Annotated in this window: 13 protein-coding genes; all 13 read right to left on the bottom strand. The window is 61.7% G+C overall.

Features of this window, described 5'->3' with window-relative positions; all coding sequences use genetic code 11:
• Window positions 1-48: 48 nt before the first annotated feature.
• The 13 genes from glmS to pcsA all read right to left on the bottom strand — a co-directional run bounded on the left by glmS (window position 49) and on the right by pcsA (window position 15,397).
• Complete coding sequence (gene glmS, locus HJC04_RS15885; protein WP_221146600.1) at window positions 49-1,875, bottom strand: glutamine--fructose-6-phosphate transaminase (isomerizing); 1,827 nt, start codon at window positions 1,873-1,875, stop codon at window positions 49-51.
• A 108-nt stretch (window positions 1,876-1,983) separates the two neighbouring features.
• Window positions 1,984-3,345, bottom strand: a complete 1,362-nt coding sequence (gene glmU / locus HJC04_RS15880) for a bifunctional UDP-N-acetylglucosamine diphosphorylase/glucosamine-1-phosphate N-acetyltransferase GlmU (protein ID WP_221146599.1) — start codon at window positions 3,343-3,345, stop codon at window positions 1,984-1,986.
• An 83-nt stretch (window positions 3,346-3,428) separates the two neighbouring features.
• The gene (locus HJC04_RS15875) at window positions 3,429-4,205 is read right to left on the bottom strand and encodes a FadR/GntR family transcriptional regulator (RefSeq protein WP_221146598.1); all 777 of its coding nucleotides are present in this window, start codon (window positions 4,203-4,205) and stop codon (window positions 3,429-3,431) included.
• A 14-nt stretch (window positions 4,206-4,219) separates the two neighbouring features.
• On the bottom strand, window positions 4,220-5,188 hold the full coding sequence (yjfF, locus tag HJC04_RS15870) for a galactofuranose ABC transporter, permease protein YjfF (RefSeq protein ID WP_011425356.1): 969 nt from the start codon (window positions 5,186-5,188) through the stop codon (window positions 4,220-4,222).
• A 5-nt stretch (window positions 5,189-5,193) separates the two neighbouring features.
• On the bottom strand, window positions 5,194-6,198 hold the full coding sequence (locus tag HJC04_RS15865; protein WP_210631386.1) for an ABC transporter permease: 1,005 nt from the start codon (window positions 6,196-6,198) through the stop codon (window positions 5,194-5,196).
• Window positions 6,195-7,718: a galactofuranose ABC transporter, ATP-binding protein YtfR gene (gene ytfR / locus HJC04_RS15860; protein ID WP_221146597.1), complete on the bottom strand. Its 1,524-nt coding sequence runs from the start codon at window positions 7,716-7,718 to the stop codon at window positions 6,195-6,197. The genes HJC04_RS15865 and ytfR overlap by 4 nt, the downstream gene beginning before the upstream one ends.
• A gap of 120 nt (window positions 7,719-7,838) precedes the next feature.
• Complete coding sequence (gene ytfQ, locus HJC04_RS15855) at window positions 7,839-8,801, bottom strand: galactofuranose ABC transporter, galactofuranose-binding protein YtfQ (protein WP_168296910.1); 963 nt, start codon at window positions 8,799-8,801, stop codon at window positions 7,839-7,841.
• A gap of 144 nt (window positions 8,802-8,945) precedes the next feature.
• Window positions 8,946-10,022, bottom strand: a complete 1,077-nt coding sequence (locus HJC04_RS15850; protein WP_221102539.1) for a BMP family ABC transporter substrate-binding protein — start codon at window positions 10,020-10,022, stop codon at window positions 8,946-8,948.
• 55 nt (window positions 10,023-10,077) lie between these two features.
• Window positions 10,078-10,998, bottom strand: a complete 921-nt coding sequence (locus tag HJC04_RS15845; RefSeq protein ID WP_221124392.1) for an ABC transporter permease — start codon at window positions 10,996-10,998, stop codon at window positions 10,078-10,080.
• On the bottom strand, window positions 10,995-12,080 hold the full coding sequence (locus tag HJC04_RS15840; protein ID WP_221146596.1) for an ABC transporter permease: 1,086 nt from the start codon (window positions 12,078-12,080) through the stop codon (window positions 10,995-10,997). The genes HJC04_RS15845 and HJC04_RS15840 overlap by 4 nt, the downstream gene beginning before the upstream one ends.
• Window positions 12,070-13,638 (bottom strand): ABC transporter ATP-binding protein, encoded by a 1,569-nt coding sequence (locus HJC04_RS15835; RefSeq protein ID WP_210631391.1) that lies wholly within the window; start codon window positions 13,636-13,638, stop codon window positions 12,070-12,072. The genes HJC04_RS15840 and HJC04_RS15835 overlap by 11 nt, the downstream gene beginning before the upstream one ends.
• 39 nt (window positions 13,639-13,677) lie before the next feature.
• Window positions 13,678-14,658, bottom strand: coding sequence for a quinone oxidoreductase (locus tag HJC04_RS15830; RefSeq protein ID WP_221124390.1), 981 nt, complete (start codon window positions 14,656-14,658; stop codon window positions 13,678-13,680).
• 10 nt (window positions 14,659-14,668) lie between these two features.
• Window positions 14,669-15,397, bottom strand: a complete 729-nt coding sequence (gene pcsA / locus HJC04_RS15825; RefSeq protein ID WP_210631631.1) for a phosphatidylcholine synthase — start codon at window positions 15,395-15,397, stop codon at window positions 14,669-14,671.
• Window positions 15,398-15,527 lie beyond the last annotated feature (130 nt).

Raw genomic sequence — 15,527 nt, 5'->3', positions numbered from 1 at the left:
CCAGGCGCCGCACAATATGTTTCGGCGCCAAGATCCGACCTTGCCGGCTTATTCCACAGTCACGGATTTTGCCAGATTGCGGGGCTGATCGACGTCGGTGCCCATGAACACGGCGGTGTGATAGGCGAGCAGCTGGATCGGCAGCGAGAAGATCATCGGCGCGATGATTTCGTCGACGACAGGCAGGATGATCGTCGCCATGGTCGGCAGTTTTGAGGCCGCCGCACCCGCCTCGTCGGTGATAAAGATGATGCGGCCGCCGCGGGCTGCGACCTCCTGCATGTTCGAGACCGTCTTTTCGAAGAAGCGGTCGTAGGGGGCGATGACGATGACAGGCATGTTCTCATCGATCAGCGCGATCGGCCCGTGCTTCAGTTCGCCGGCAGCATAGCCTTCGGCGTGGATATAGGAAATTTCCTTGAGCTTCAGCGCGCCCTCCATGGCGAGCGGGAAGCTGGTGCCGCGGCCGAGATAGAGCACATCCCTGCATTTCGACAGTTCGCGCGACAGGCTTTCCATCTGCGGCTGGATCAGGTTCAGCACCCGGCTCATGATGCGTGGCATCTCGGCGAGATGGCGCACCAGCGCCCTCTCCTCCTCGGCGCTCACCGTGCCGCGCGCCTTGCCGGCGCCGATCGCCAGCGACGCCAGCACGGCAAGCTGGCAGGTGAAGGCCTTGGTCGAGGCGACGCCGATCTCGGGCCCGGCCATGATCGGGAAGACGGCGTCAGATTCGCGGGCGATCGTCGATTCGCGGACATTGACGACGGCGCCGATCTTCAACCCGTTGTCGCGGCAATAACGCAGCGATGCCAGCGTATCGGCGGTTTCGCCGGACTGGGAGATGAAGAGTGCGGCCTGCGATGGCGAGAGCGGCATTTCGCGGTAGCGGAATTCGGAGGCGACGTCGATCTCAACGGGCAGTCGGGCATAACGCTCGAACCAGTATTTGCCGACAAGGCCGGCGAGATAGGCGGTGCCGCAGGCCGAGATCGCCAAGCCGCTCGCCGCCTTGAAATCGATTACGGCGGCATTGGCGCCGATCGTGTTCTCGGCAAAATCCACGTAATGGCTGAGCGCGTGTGAGATCACCTCCGGCTGCTCGTAGATTTCCTTTTCCATGAAATGGCGGTGATTGCCCTTGTCGACGACATAGGCGGTCGCCTGCGAGATCTGGCGGGCGCGTTTGACCGGCTTTCCGGCAAAATCGAGCACGGCGACGCCTTCCCGCGTGATAACGGCGCAATCGCCATCGGCCAGATAGGTGATCTCGTTGGTGAAGGGCGAAAGCGCGATCGCGTCCGAGCCGAGGAACATCTCGCCGCGGCCATAGCCGACGGCAAGCGGCGGGCCGGAACGGGCGGCCATGATCGTGCCGGGATCGGCTTTGAGCATCACGGCCAGCGCATAGGCACCGGTTACCCGGTTCAGCATCTTCAGCATGGCAGCGCGCGGCTCCAGGCCTTCGCGCAGATATTTCGCCATCAGTTGCGCGACGACCTCGGTATCGGTCTGGGTTACAAAGACCGCGCCCGCTTCGCTCAATTCGTCGCGAAGCTCGGAGAAATTCTCGATGATGCCGTTATGAACGACGGCGACGCCTTCGACGAAATGCGGATGGGCATTTGTCTCGTTCGGCACGCCGTGGGTTGCCCAGCGCGTATGGGCAATACCGACCGTGCCGGGCAGCGGTTCGACGTCGAGGCGCTTTTCCAGGTTGAAGAGCTTGCCCTCGGCGCGGCGGCGATCCATCACCCCCTCGTGGATGGTGGCGACACCGGCAGAATCATAACCGCGATATTCCAAACGCTTCAGCGCATCGACCAGGCGCCCGGCAACAGGCTGAGTTCCGACGATCCCCACAATACCGCACATGCAATATCCCCATAAGCCTCTGATAATGAGGCCACTCCTAACGGTTTCCGCTTATTTCTCAATGGCCTCGACGGTCACTTTCAATTTCCGCCGGTTACGCAAAGCTGCTCAAGCCTTCGCCTTCTTGGCCGCCTTGATGGCGAGCGCGCGCTCGCGCAACAGCGTCGCGCGGCCGGGCTTGATTTCCTGACGAGCGCGTCCGAGCGCCAGCGCATCGGCTGGGACGTTGACGGTGATGACGCTACCGGAGGCGATATAGGCGCCGTCGCCGATCGTCACCGGCGCGACCAGCGAGGAATTGGAGCCGATGAAGGCGTTTTCGCCGATCACCGTCTCGCTCTTGTTGACCCCGTCATAATTGCAGGTGATCGTACCGGCGCCGATGTTGCTGCCGGCGCCGACAACCGCATCGCCGATATAAGTGAGATGGTTGACCTTGGCGCCCTCGCCGATCCGGCCGTTCTTGACCTCGCAGAAATTGCCGACCTTCGATCCCATGGCGAGATCGGCACCCGGCCGCAGCCGCGCAAAGGGGCCGACGGTCGCGCCTTCACTGACATGCGCGCCTTCGATATGCGAGAAGGCATGAATGATGGCGCCGCTGTTGATCACCGCGCCGGGGCCGAAGACGACGTTCGGCTCGATCAGCGCATCCTGGCCGATGACAGTGTCGTAGGAGAGGAACACCGTTTCCGGCGCAATCATCGTAACGCCTGACAGCATCATTTCGCGCCGGCGACGTTCCTGCCAGAAGCGTTCGATGACGGCGAGTTCGGCACGGTTGTTGCAGCCGGTCATCTCGATTTCAGGCGCGTCGACGGCGGTGACGCGGCCGCCGAGCGAACGGGCGATCTCGACGAGATCGGTCAGATAGAATTCGCCCTTGGCATTGGCATTGCCGATGCGCGAGAGCAGGTCGAGCGCCTTGCGGCCGTTGATCGCCATTAGTCCGCTGTTGCACCATGTCACAGTGCGTTCGGCGTCGGTGGCGTCCTTCTCCTCCCGGATCGCGATGAGTTCGCCGTCCTTGACGAGCAGGCGGCCATAGCCGGTCGGTCTGTCGGTATGGAAACCGATGACGACCACGTCGCTGCCTTCCGCGAGTCCCTGACGGGCGGCCTTGAGCGGCCCCTCGGTCTGCAGCGGCACGTCACCATAGGTAACGAGGATATCGTCATAGCCCTTGGCGATGGCCTCGCGCGCTGCCAGCACCGCATGGCCGGTGCCGAGGCGCTGCTGCTGCAGATAGGCTTCGATCCCGACGCCGTCGATGCTTGCGGCCTTTGCCACCTCCTCGGCGTTGCGGCCGACGACGAGGGCGACGGAGGAGATGCCGGCGGAGGAGACCGCCTCGACGACATGGGCGATCATCGGACGGCCGGCGACCGGATGCAGCACTTTCGATTTTGAGGATTTCATCCGCGTGCTGTCACCGGCGGCAAGGATGACGGCAAGACAAGTACGTTCCATGATCTGCTCCGCGAATCCGCGCGATGAGGCGGCTTTTCTGCCTCATACTGCATAATTCCTGAAATCGGAAATCGATTTCAGGACTAGATTGCGGGCGAAATCGGTCCCAGGACGACAGGAGAGCCGTGGGCCGCGAAAGCTTCGTGCACGTGATCACGGCCGTCGACGATGACGACTTCCATCGCACGCCGCGCCGCGGCGCTGTCGCCGGAAGCGATGGCATCGACGATGCGCATATGGGTATCGGCGATATTGGCGAACCCGTTTTCGGAGGGCGGCGTGCTGATGCGGAACATGCCGACCAGAGCCGCTTCGATGAGGCTGCCGAGGGTGCGCATGAAGGGATTGTGCGAGGCTTCGGCGATCGCCAGGTGAAAGCGCAGGTCGGCGAGCGCCAGGCTGTCGGCCGTATGCCCGCTCGCCGCCATTTCCTGCGCCAGTTCGCGAAGCGTCTCGATCTCTTCGGCGCTGGCGCGCTCGGCGACCAGACCGGCGGCGAAGGGTTCGACGGCAAGGCGGATATCGTAAAGCTGCAGCAGGAATTCTTCCGTCACACCATTGTCGAAGTGCCAGGCGATGATTTCGCTGTCGAACATGTTCCAGAGGTTCTTCTCGGTCACCCGCGTGCCGACCCGCGCCTTGGCGACGACCATGCCCTTGGCGGCGAGCGTCTTCATCGTTTCACGCAAGACTGTGCGCGATACCTTGAAGCGCTGCGCCAGTTCCGTATCGCCCGGCAGGATCGAACCGACCGGATAGGTGCCGGCGACGATCGCCTTGCCGAGCTCGTCGACCACCTGTGCATGGCTCGTCCGGGTTCGGCGCCCCGTCTTGCGTGTCTCAATGAATTTGTTGCGCAAGCGAGCCGCCCCCCTCAGGCATACCTCTTGTTCAGGCTGGAAAGGAACAGGATCGCCTTCTGCATCAAAATGAATGCAAACAGCAGCAGGCCGATCAGAATCTTCGTCCACCAGCTCGACAGCGTGCCGTCGAAGGTGATGTAGGTCTGAATGAGCCCCTGGATCAGAATCCCGATCAAGGTTCCCGCCACGAAGCCCGCTCCTCCGGTCAGCAGCGTCCCCCCAATGACCACTGCAGCGATGGCGTCAAGTTCGACGCCGACTGCAGCAAGAGAATATCCGGCAGATGTGTACAGCGAAAAAACGATTCCGGATAGACCGGCGAGAAAACCCGACAGCGCATAGATCTGGATCGTGGTGCGGCCGACCGGCACGCCCATCAGACGCGCCGTCTGCGGCCCGCCGCCGAGCGCGTAGACGTTGGTGCCGAAGCGGGTACGGTGGGCGATGAAGATGCCGGCGGCAAAGACCAGAAGCATGACGGCGCCGATCAGCGTCAGCCGTCCGCCTCCGGGCAGCCGCCAATAGAGGCTCGTCAGCGTCGAATAATAGTCGTGGTTGATCGGAATGCTGTCGATCGACAGCACGAAGGCGATACCGCGCGCCAGGAACATGCCGGCGAGCGTGACGATGAAAGCCGGCATTTCGAGGTAATGGATGATCGCGCCCATGATGGCGCCGAAGGCGGTGGTGATGACAAGCACCAGCGCGAACGCAAGCAGCGGATGGATCGAGGTGTTCTGCAGGATCACCGCGAGGAAGACGCCGGTGAAGGCGATGATCGAACCGATCGACAGATCGATGCCACCGGAGATGATAACGAAGGTCATGCCGACGGCGGCAATGCCGAGAAAGGCATTATCCGTCAGAAGATTGCCGATGACGCGCGTCGACAGCATGTTCGGATATTGCAGCGTGCAGCCGGCATAGGCGAGCACGAAGATGACGATGGTCGCGAGCAGCGGCAGATATTTGGAGTTCATTTCGGCTACTCCCTTCCGCCCTGCCGGCGGCTGGCGAAGATGGCGAACGATTGCACCGCCGGCGACTGAATGACGAGGATCACGATGATGATGACCGCCTTGATGATCAGGTTGAACTCGGGCGGGAATCCGGAAGACAGGATGCCGGTATTCACAGCCTGGATGATCATCGCGCCGATCAGCGACCCGACAATACTGAATCTTCCGCCGAGCAGCGAATTGCCGCCGACGACGACGGCGAGGATAGCATCAAGCTCCAGCCAGAGACCGGCGTTGTTGGCATCGGCGCCCTTGATGTCGGCCGCGACGATAATGCCCGCGATCGAGGCGCAAAGCCCGCTCAGCATATAGACCGCCATCAGCAGCACCGGCGTTTGAATGCCGGAGAGCGTGCTGGCGCGGCGGTTGATGCCGACGGCCTCGAGCAGCATGCCGAGCGCGGTGCGGCGAACGAGCAGGATGACGAGCAGGCCGACGAGCAGCCAGATGACAACCGGCATCGGCAGGAGCGCCATCGAGCCGCTGCCGAAGAAGATCAGGCCGTCATCGTTGAAGGTCAGGATCGCGCCTTCGGTGATGAGCTGGGCGATGCCGCGGCCGGCGACCATCAGCACCAGTGTGGCGATGATCGGCTGGATGTTGAGGATCGCCACCAGGAAACCATTCCAGACGCCGCAGGCAAGCCCGATCGTCAGTGTCAGGAGAATTGTGTAAGCGACTGAATTTCCGGACACGATCGACGATGCAGCGACGGCGCCGCAAATGGCGATGACCGCGCCGACGGAAAGGTCGATGCCCTTGGTGGCAATCACCAGTGTCATGCCGATCGCCAACAAAGCCACCGGCGCGCCGCGATTGAGCACATCGATCAGGCTGCCATACAGGCGACCGTTTTGAACAACGACATTAAAAAACTGCGGCGACGTTATGAAATTCAACAGAAGAATGACAACGAGCGCGATCAGTTGCGGCGCCAGGCGATAGGCCAGCGCATTGCGAGAGGACTTCATGCATCCTCCTTCTTGTGCTCGGCGGCGGCGATGGCATCGACAATGCCGGCTGCGGTGATGCGCTCGCCCGTCAATTCGGCGATATGCTGCCTGTCGCGAAGCACGATGACACGTGAACTATAGGCGACGAGCTCTTCAAGTTCCGAGGAAATTACGATCAATGACATGCCTTCGGCGCAGAGCTGTTCGATGAGCCGGATGATCTCGGCATGGGCGCCGACATCGATGCCGCGGGTCGGCTCGTCGAGGATGAGAAATTTGGGATTGGTCGCCAGCCAGCGGGCAAGGATCGCCTTCTGCTGATTGCCGCCGGAAAGCAGACGGATCGGCTTTTCGCGGTCGGTGGTGCGGATGTCGAGCGCCTTGATGTAGCGGTCGGCGAGCGCATTCTGCTCGGCGCGCGACAGAGGCCGGGTCCAGCCGCGGCGGGCCTGCAGCGCCAGCGCGATATTTTCCCGGATCGACAGGTCGCCGACGATGCCATCGGTCTTGCGATCCTCGGGGCAGAAGCCGAAACCCTTCTCGATTGCAGCGCGCGGGCTGGAAAGGGTGACGGGCTGGCCGTCGATCGTCGCGCTGCCGCTGTCGGCATGTTCGACGCCGAACAACAATTCGGCGGTTTCGGTGCGCCCGGAGCCGAGCAGCCCGGCTACGCCGACCACCTCGCCGGCGCGGACATCGAGATCAAAGGGCTTGACCTTGCCGCGTTTGCCGTAGCCGGAAAAGCGATACCGGACCTCGCCGGCTGCAATGCTGCGCTCCCCGACCGCCTCTTCAGCCTGGGCGAGTTCGCGGCCGAGCATCATGGCGATCAGGCCCTGGCGCGGCAGTTCGGCGGCGTCGCGGGTGCCGACGAGCTTGCCGTTGCGCAGCACGGTGATGCGATCGCTGATCGCATAGACCTGCTCGAGGAAATGGGTGATGAAGACGATGCCGAGCCCGCGTTTCTTCAGGTCCCCGATGATGCGGAAGAGCAGCGCCACTTCCTGGTTGTCGAGGCTCGCCGTCGGCTCGTCCAATATCAGCACCTTGCCGGAGAGATCGACGGCGCGGGCGATGGCGACGACCTGCTGGACGGCGACGGAGAAACGTCCGAGTTCGGCGGTGACGTCAATATCGATGCCGTAGCCGGCAAGCAGTTCGCGCGCCTTGCGGTTCATCGCGCGCACGTCGGTCATGCCGAAACGCCTCGGCTGGCGTCCGAGAAAGAGGTTTTCAGCGACACTCAGATTGGCGAGGAGGTTGACCTCCTGATAGACGGTGCCGATACCCAGCTTCTGGGCGGCGAGCGTATTGGCCGGATTGATTTCCTCGCCATCGAGCATCAGGCTGCCGCCATCGCGATGATAGGCGCCCGTGATGCACTTGATCAGCGTCGATTTTCCGGCGCCGTTTTCGCCGAGAAGCGCATGAACCTCACCGCGGCGTAGCGTGAAATCAACCTTGTCCAAGGCGACAGCGCCGGGGAAAAACTTGGATATGGCCGAGGCTGCGAGAATATTCTCGTTATTGTGAACCATGAGGGCTGCTGTGTCCTGATATTTGCGCCGTGCGCCCGCACCAAGACCGGGCTGACGCCCGATCCGGCACCGGCAGTTCCGCACCGGCCCATTATGAGCCAGTGCGGTTCCAGGTTCAAATCAGTAGCCCTGGCCCTTCTTCTCTTCGTAGACCTTCATCGGCTCGTCGGCAGGCGTGTAGAGCTTGGACTCGGTCTGGATCCACTTCGGCGGGGCCTTCTTGTCCTTCAGATAGGCTTCGAGAGCATCGAAGGCGGGGCCGGCCATGTTCGGCGTCAGCTCGACGGTGGCATTGGACTCGCCTTCGGACATCGCCTTGAAGATATCCGGAACGGCGTCGATGGAGACGACGAGGATATCCTTGCCGGGCTTCAGGCCGGCTTCCTTGATCGCCTGGATGGCGCCGACAGCCATGTCGTCGTTATGAGCATAGAGAGCGCAGATATCCTTGCCGCCATTCTCGGCCTTCAGGAAGCTTTCCATGACTTCCTTGCCCTTGGTGCGAGTGAAGTCACCGGTCTGGCTGCGAACGATCTTGAGGTTATCATGGCCGGCGAGAGCCTCTTCGAAGCCCTTCTTGCGGGCGATCGCCGGCGACGAACCGGTTGTGCCCTGCAGTTCGACGACGTTGCACTTCTTGTCGCCGACGGTCTTCACCAGGAAGTCGCCTGCGACCTTGCCTTCGTGAACGAGATCCGACGTAACGGCCGTCAGGTACAGATCGTCCGGAGCCTTGATGGTGCGGTCGAGAAGGATGACCGGGATCTTGGCTTCCTTGGCTTCCTTCAGAACGTCGTCCCAGCCGGTTTCAACAACCGGAGCGATCAGAATGGCATCAACGCCCTGAGCAATGAAGGAGCGCAAAGCCTTGATCTGATTTTCCTGCTTCTGCTGCGCATCGGCAAACTTCAGATCGATGCCGCGCTTCTTGGCCTGTTCCTTGGTGACGGTGGTTTCAGCCGCACGCCAGCCCGATTCCGAGCCGATCTGCGAGAAGCCAACGGTCAAGCCGCCGGCCGAAGCCGAACCGAACATGCAGGCAGCCAAAATCGTGGCACTCAAAAGTGCAGTCTTCAATTTCATGATATCCTCCCAATGCCGCTCCTTCGCGGCGCAGGGTCAAAAAATCATATAGTATTACTTTTGTAAATCGCTTTTTTTAACGTTACAGAAGAAAAAAAGGGCGCCCGCCAGGACGCCCTTGAAAGTTGCAGAAAGCCTGCGGAATTATTGCGCCGGCAGCTTGTCGTCGACGCCTTCGACATAGAAGTTCATGCCGAGCAGCGTGGCGTCATCTGCCTTCTCGCCGGCCTTCAGCCAGGGCGTGCCGTCCTGCTTGTTGATCGGGCCGGTGAAGGGATGCAGCTCGCCCGACTTGATCTTGGCTTCGGTTTCCTCGGCCATCTTCTTCACGTCGTCAGGCATGTTGGTGTAGGGTGCCATCTTCAGGATGCCGTCTTTCAGGCCGTCCCAGCTCTGTTCGGACTTCCAGGTGCCGTCCAGGAGCGCGTGAACACGTTTGGAGTAGTAGGCGCCCCAGGTGTCGACGATCGCCGTCAGCTGCGCCTTCGGGCCGGCTGCGATCATGTCGGACGCCTGACCGAAGGCATGGATGCCGCGTTCTTCGGCAACCTGCATCGGCGCTGTCGTATCGGTGTGCTGCGTCAAGACGTCGACCCCCTGGTCGACCATCGCCTTGGCCGCATCGGCTTCCTTGCCGGGGTCGAACCAGGTATTGACCCAGATGACCTTCAGCTTGAAGCTGGGGTCGACCGACTTGGCGCCCTGCTCGAAGGAGTTGATGCCCATGACCACTTCGGGGATCGGGAAGGAGGCGATGTAGGCGGCGCCGTGATTCTTCGAGGTCTTGGCGGCGATCTGGCCGAGGATATAGCGGCCTTCATAGAATCGCGAGTTGTAAGTCGCGAGATTCGGGCCGGTCTTGTAGCCGGTGCCATGCTCGAACTTGACCTTCGGGAATTTGGCGGCGACCTTCACCGTCGCATCCATGAAGCCGAAGGACGTCGTGAAGATCAGCTTGCAGCCGGACCGGGCCAGACGCTCGATGGCGCGCTCGGCGTCCGGGCCTTCCGGCACGTTCTCGAGATAAGGCGTTTCGATCTTGTCGCCGAATTCGGCCTGGACCTGCTGGCGGCCGAGATCGTGGGCCTGCGAATAGCCGCCATCGGTGTGCGAACCGACATAGACGAAGCAGACCTTCGTCTTGTCCGCGGCCTGAGCGGCGGAGGAAATGCCGATCACGGCAGCAGCCGAGGCGGCGAGTGCGAATGCGAACTTCTTCATGGTTACCCCTGTTGGTTTGAAGTTATTCCGGAAACCCGTCTTTGATCTTGTTGCTTTATCGCTCCGGCACGAAGGCTTTTCCGAGCGACGCGGGCGTGTTGATCAACGTCGTGCGCCGATTATGGGAAATGATGATGAGAACCACAATAGTCGCGGCATAGGGCAGCATCGAAAGGAACTGCGCGGGTATCCCGAGACCGAAGGCCTGTGCGTGCAGCTGCAATATGGTCACCGCGCCGAAGAGATAACCGCCGGCAAAAACCCGCCATGGACGCCAGGAGGCGAAAACGACAAGCGCCAGGGTGATCCAGCCGCGGCCGGCCGACATGTTCTCCGCCCATTGCGGCGTGTAGACGAGCGAGAGCTGCGCGCCGGCAAGACCGGCGCAGGCGCCACCGAACATCACCGCAAAATAGCGCGTGCGGATGACACCGATGCCGAGCGCATGGGCCGACATATGACTGTCGCCGATCGCTCTCAGTTTCAGCCCGGCCCGGCTGCGGAACAGGAACCAGCTGACGCCGATCACAAGCGCAATCGACAGGTAGAAGATCAGATCCTGCCTGAACAGAACATGGCCGATAACAGGAATATCCGACAGGACGGGAATGACGATCTCTTCGAGGCGAATGCCGGGAACGCTGACATAGGGCTCACCGAGCATGCCGGATGCGCCGAGGCCGAGAAGGGTAAGCGCCAGTCCCGTCGCCACCTGGTTGGCCACCAGCGTCAGCGTCAGGAAGGCGAACAGCAGCGAGAACAGCGCACCCGCCACTATGCCGCAGATGATCCCGACATAGGGCGAGCCCGACGTTTGCGCGCCGGCAAAAGCGGCGACCGCGCCCATGATCATCATGCCTTCAACGCCGAGATTGAGAACGCCGGAGCGTTCCGCTACCAGTTCGCCGAGCGCGGCGATGACGAGCGGCGTCGAGGCAGTGATGACGGTCAGCAGAATGGCTTCAAAAATGCTCATGCCGCACCGCTCCTCAGCCGCGACCAGACGATACGGACTTTGTAGTAGATCAGTGTATCGCAGGAGAGCACGAAAAAGAGCAGCAGCCCCTGGAAGACGCGGGTGACCTTGTCGGAGACGCCGAGCGACAGCTGCGCCGCCTCGCCGCCGAGATAGGTCAGCGCCAGCACCAGGCCGGACGCGATGATGCCGAGCGGATTGAGCCGGCCGAGGAAGGCGACAATGATGGCGGTGAAGCCGTAGCCCGGAGAGATCGCCGGCTGCAGATGGCCGATTGAGCCGGAGACCTCTGATATCCCGGCAAGGCCGGCAAGCGCGCCCGAGAACAGAAAGCTGAACCAGATCATCTTCTTCGATGAGAAGCCGGCAAAGCGCCCTGCCCGCTCCGACTGGCCGAGCACCACGATCTCGAAACCTTTCAGCGTATAACGCAGCATGAACCAGACGCCGATCGCCGCGATGATGGCGAAGATGAAGGCCCAATGGGCCCGGCCCGATTCCTCCCAGATCGCCGGCAGCACCGCTTCCGGCGCGAAATCCCGCGACACCGGGAAGTTGAAGCCCTGCGGATCGCGCCAGGCGCCGCGCACCAGCCAATCGAGGAAGAGCTGGGCGATGTAGACCAGCATCAGCGATGTCAGGATCTCATTGGTGTTGAAATGGGCCTTCAACAGCGCCGGAATGGCGGCAAAAAGCGCGCCACCAAGCGCTCCGAGCAGCAGCATCAGCGGCAGGACGAGCGGCGAATGCCAGTCGTAAAAGACAATCGGCAGGTAGGAGCCGGTGATGGCGCCAATGGTGAACTGCCCCTCGGCGCCGATATTCCAGTTGTTCGAGCGGTAGCTGACGGCAAGGCCAACGGCGATCAGGATCAGCGGTGCTGCCTTGATCGCCAGCTCGTGCAGCGACCAGACCTCGAGTAGCGGCTCGAAGAAGAATGCATCGAGCGCCTCGACGGGGTTTTTGCCGAGCATAGCGAACATGACGGCGCCGAGGGCGAGCGTCAGGGCAAGGGCCAGGAGCGGCGAGACGAAGGCGAAGAGCTTCGAGACGTCGGGACGTTTTTCCAGTTCAATGCGCATGGGCAGTCTCCGCGGCCGAGCTGCCTTCATGCAGGCCGCCCATCAGCAGGCCGATCTTTTCGCGGGTGAGTTCGCCGGCCGGATAGGGCCGGGAAAGGCGCCCCTCGGAGATGACAGCGATATCGGTTGCCACTTCGAAGATTTCGTCGAGGTCCTGGCTGATGACGACGACGGCGGAGCCGGCCTTTGCAAGATCGACCAGCGCCTGGCGAATGCGGCTTGCGGCCCCCGCATCGACGCCCCAGGTCGGCTGGTTGACGACGAGGACGGCCGGCTGGCGGTCGAGCTCGCGGCCGACGATGAATTTCTGCAGATTGCCGCCGGAGAGCGAACCGGCGGCGGGATCGTCACCGCTCTTGCGGACATCCATTGCTTCGGAAATGCGCCGCGCCGCAGATTTTACCGCGCCCTGCCTGATGATGCCGAGCACGCCCAGAAAGGCCTTGCGATCCGACTGGCTGCGGGCCAGCACCAGATTGTCGGACAGCTTCATGGCGGAAACGGCGGCGTGCCCGTGCCGCTCCTCCGGCACGAAACCGGCGCCGAGCAGGCGACGGGCGGTAATGCCCTGAGTGCCCACCGGCTTCTTGCGGATGATGATCGCTTCGGCTGAGGCAACCGGATATTCACCGGACAGCGCGTCGAACAGCTCGCTCTGGCCGTTGCCAGCGACGCCGGCAATCGCGAGGATTTCGCCCGATCGCACCGTCATGGAGACATCGCGCAGCGGCATGGCAAAAGGCGTGCGCGCGGAAACCGACAGGTTGGTAACGGCAAGCTGCACCTCGCCCCTGTCGCTGCGCTCGGGATGGGTGACGGTCGCCACCTCGCTGCCGACCATCATGCGGGCGAGCGAGGCCGGCGTTTCCTGCCTGGGATCACAGGCGCCGGTCACCCGGCCATGGCGCAGCACGGTGGCGCGATCGCAGATGCGCTGCACCTCCTCCAGACGATGGCTGATATAAAGAACCGAACGGCCCTCGGCGCGCAACTTGAACAGCGTCTCGAACAGCCTGTCGGCCTCTTGCGGCGTCAGCACCGAGGTCGGCTCGTCGAGAATGATGAGCTTCGGGTTCTGCAGTAGCGCGCGGACGATCTCGATGCGCTGGCGCTCGCCGACGGAGAGATCGGCGACATGGGCATGCGGATCGAGCGGCAGGCCGTAGGCGATCGACAGCGCCCTCGCCTCCTCGGCGATCCGATCGATCGGAATGGCGTCATCGAGCGACAGCGCGATGTTTTCGGCCACTGTCAGGGCCTCGAACAGCGAGAAATGCTGAAAAACCATGCCGATGCCCTGCTTGCGGGCTTCGCCCGGAGAGGCGATGACGACAGGGCTTCCTTCCCACAGGATCTGCCCGTGCGTCGGCTCCAGCACGCCGAACAGCATCTTGACCAATGTGGATTTGCCTGCGCCATTTTCGCCGAGAAGCGCATGAATCTCGCCCGGCGCAATGTCGAGATCGATGTCATTGCAGGCGGCAAAGCCACCGAAAAACTTCGTCAGCTTCTGGACGGACAACAACGCACCGGGATCCGGCACATTCAATGCAGACACGTTCCCCTCATTTCTTCTGCCGACCGGTCCGTTCGGATCTCATGGAATCAGCAGCGTCGTTCCTGTTGTTTTTCTTGCTTCCAGATCCGCGTGAGCTCGCCCAACCTCACGCAGCGGATAGGTTTGGTTGACATTGATACGCACTTTGTTGCTTTGCACAACATCAAATAGCGCCTTTGCACTGTCGTCCAATTCCCCCCGCGTGGCGATATAGGTGAAGAGCGTCGGGCGAGTCGCAAAGAGCGATCCCCTCTGAGCCAGCATGGCGAGGGTGAAATTCTCGATCGGCCCGGAAGACTGTCCGAAGGAGGCAAAAAGGCCGCGCGGCTTCAGGCAATCGAGCGACTGTGGAAAAGTATCGCGGCCGATCGAATCATAGACGACATCGACGCCCTTGCCGCCCGTTATATCGCGGACGCGCCCGACGAAATCCTCGCTCTTGTAGTTGATCACATGGTCGTAGCCGTGGGCCAGCGCCAGCTTGATCTTGTCCTCCGAGCCCGCCGTGCCGATAACCGTGGCACCGAGCGCCTTCGCCCACTGGCCGGCGATCAGGCCGACGCCGCCGGCGGCGGCATGGAACAGCAGAACCGTCTGATGGCCCACCTTGAACGTGCGGTTCAGGAGATATTCGGCGGTCATGCCCTTCAGCATCATCGCCGCCGCCATTTCCAACTCGATGCCGTCCGGCACATGCACCAGATGGCGCGCCTCGATATTGCGCTCGACGCTATAGGCGCCGTCAGCGCTGGCATAGGCGACACGATCGCCAAGCTTGAAATCGGCAACATCAGGTCCGACCGCCGTCACGATTCCGGCGCCCTCCTTGCCGGTGACAAATGGAAGGTGCGGCACCTTATAGGAACCGTTGCGAAAGTAGACATCGATGAAGTTGAGGCCGATCGCCGCCTGCCGGATCTGCACCTCGCCTGTCACGGGTGGCGGAAGATCGATTTCGACGTAGTCGAAAACATCAGGTCCGCCCGTCTGCGAGAATGAAATCGCATGCGTCTTCGTCATATTGCCTGTCCTAAGCTTCGCGTCCAAGGGAGGGGAAGAATTGCAGCACCGCGCCGATGACGTAAAGATAGAGCCCGGTCACGATAAAGAGAATGAGCGCCCATTCCGGCATCTCGAAATGCATCAGCAGCGAATAGACGCCGAGCGCCGACCACAGGAAAAAGACGCCGAGATTGAGCGGGCGCAACCTTTTGACGCGGACGGGATGGAGGAAATTGATCGGCAGGAAGGTCAGCACCACCGAAATCGTCACGACGACTAGCGCCGTCGTGGCGCTCGCATCGATGACGAACAGCGTGAAGACGATCATGTTCCAGACGACGGGAAAGCCGGAGAAGAAATACTCCTCGGTCTTCATGCCCATATCGGCATAATAGATGGCGCTAGAGACGACGATCATGCCGGCTGCGACGAAGGACCAGGGCTCGCCGATCATGCCGCTCTGATAGAGGGCGAAGGCCGGCAGCAGCACATAGGTGACGTAATCGATGATATTGTCGAGCGTATCGCCGGACCAGTTCGGCAGCACTTCTTTGACCCGCACCTTGCGGGCAATCGGCCCGTCAATGCCGTCGACCAGAAGCGCCAGACCCAGCCACCAGAACATGTCGATGAAGCGATGCTCGGCCGCGGCGACGACGCCGAGAAAGGCAAGGAACGAGCCGGACGCCGTCAGGATATGGACGGAAAAGGCGCGCATCTCGGCGTAAGGAACACGCTTGTAGTTGAAAATCTTCATAGTCCCCCGACCGCCTGTCGCGCTCGCCCCGGCAAGCGTGTATTTTTTCGCCATCATCACCGGACCCTGCTCCTGAATCGGGCTGGGTTCGACGCCGTAGGTCTTTGTTGTCGCACCGCTTTTGCCGAAA

Origin of the sequence: Rhizobium sp. NLR8a, assembly GCF_019685235.1 — a bacterium.
GTDB lineage: Bacteria > Pseudomonadota > Alphaproteobacteria > Rhizobiales > Rhizobiaceae > Rhizobium.
The sequence above is the reverse complement of the archived record's forward strand: the minus strand, read 5'-3'. Positions and strand labels throughout refer to the sequence as shown.

Coding starts and splice junctions, on each gene's coding strand:
- glmS (WP_221146600.1), bottom strand. CDS start 1,875: ATGTGCGGTATTGTGGGGATCGTCGGAACTCAGCCTGTTGCCGGGCGC.
- glmU (WP_221146599.1), bottom strand. CDS start 3,345: ATGGAACGTACTTGTCTTGCCGTCATCCTTGCCGCCGGTGACAGCACG.
- yjfF (WP_011425356.1), bottom strand. CDS start 5,188: ATGAACTCCAAATATCTGCCGCTGCTCGCGACCATCGTCATCTTCGTG.
- HJC04_RS15865 (WP_210631386.1), bottom strand. CDS start 6,198: ATGAAGTCCTCTCGCAATGCGCTGGCCTATCGCCTGGCGCCGCAACTG.
- ytfR (WP_221146597.1), bottom strand. CDS start 7,718: ATGGTTCACAATAACGAGAATATTCTCGCAGCCTCGGCCATATCCAAG.
- ytfQ (WP_168296910.1), bottom strand. CDS start 8,801: ATGAAATTGAAGACTGCACTTTTGAGTGCCACGATTTTGGCTGCCTGC.
- HJC04_RS15850 (WP_221102539.1), bottom strand. CDS start 10,022: ATGAAGAAGTTCGCATTCGCACTCGCCGCCTCGGCTGCTGCCGTGATC.
- HJC04_RS15845 (WP_221124392.1), bottom strand. CDS start 10,998: ATGAGCATTTTTGAAGCCATTCTGCTGACCGTCATCACTGCCTCGACG.
- HJC04_RS15840 (WP_221146596.1), bottom strand. CDS start 12,080: ATGCGCATTGAACTGGAAAAACGTCCCGACGTCTCGAAGCTCTTCGCC.
- HJC04_RS15830 (WP_221124390.1), bottom strand. CDS start 14,658: ATGACGAAGACGCATGCGATTTCATTCTCGCAGACGGGCGGACCTGAT.
- pcsA (WP_210631631.1), bottom strand. CDS start 15,397: ATGAAGATTTTCAACTACAAGCGTGTTCCTTACGCCGAGATGCGCGCC.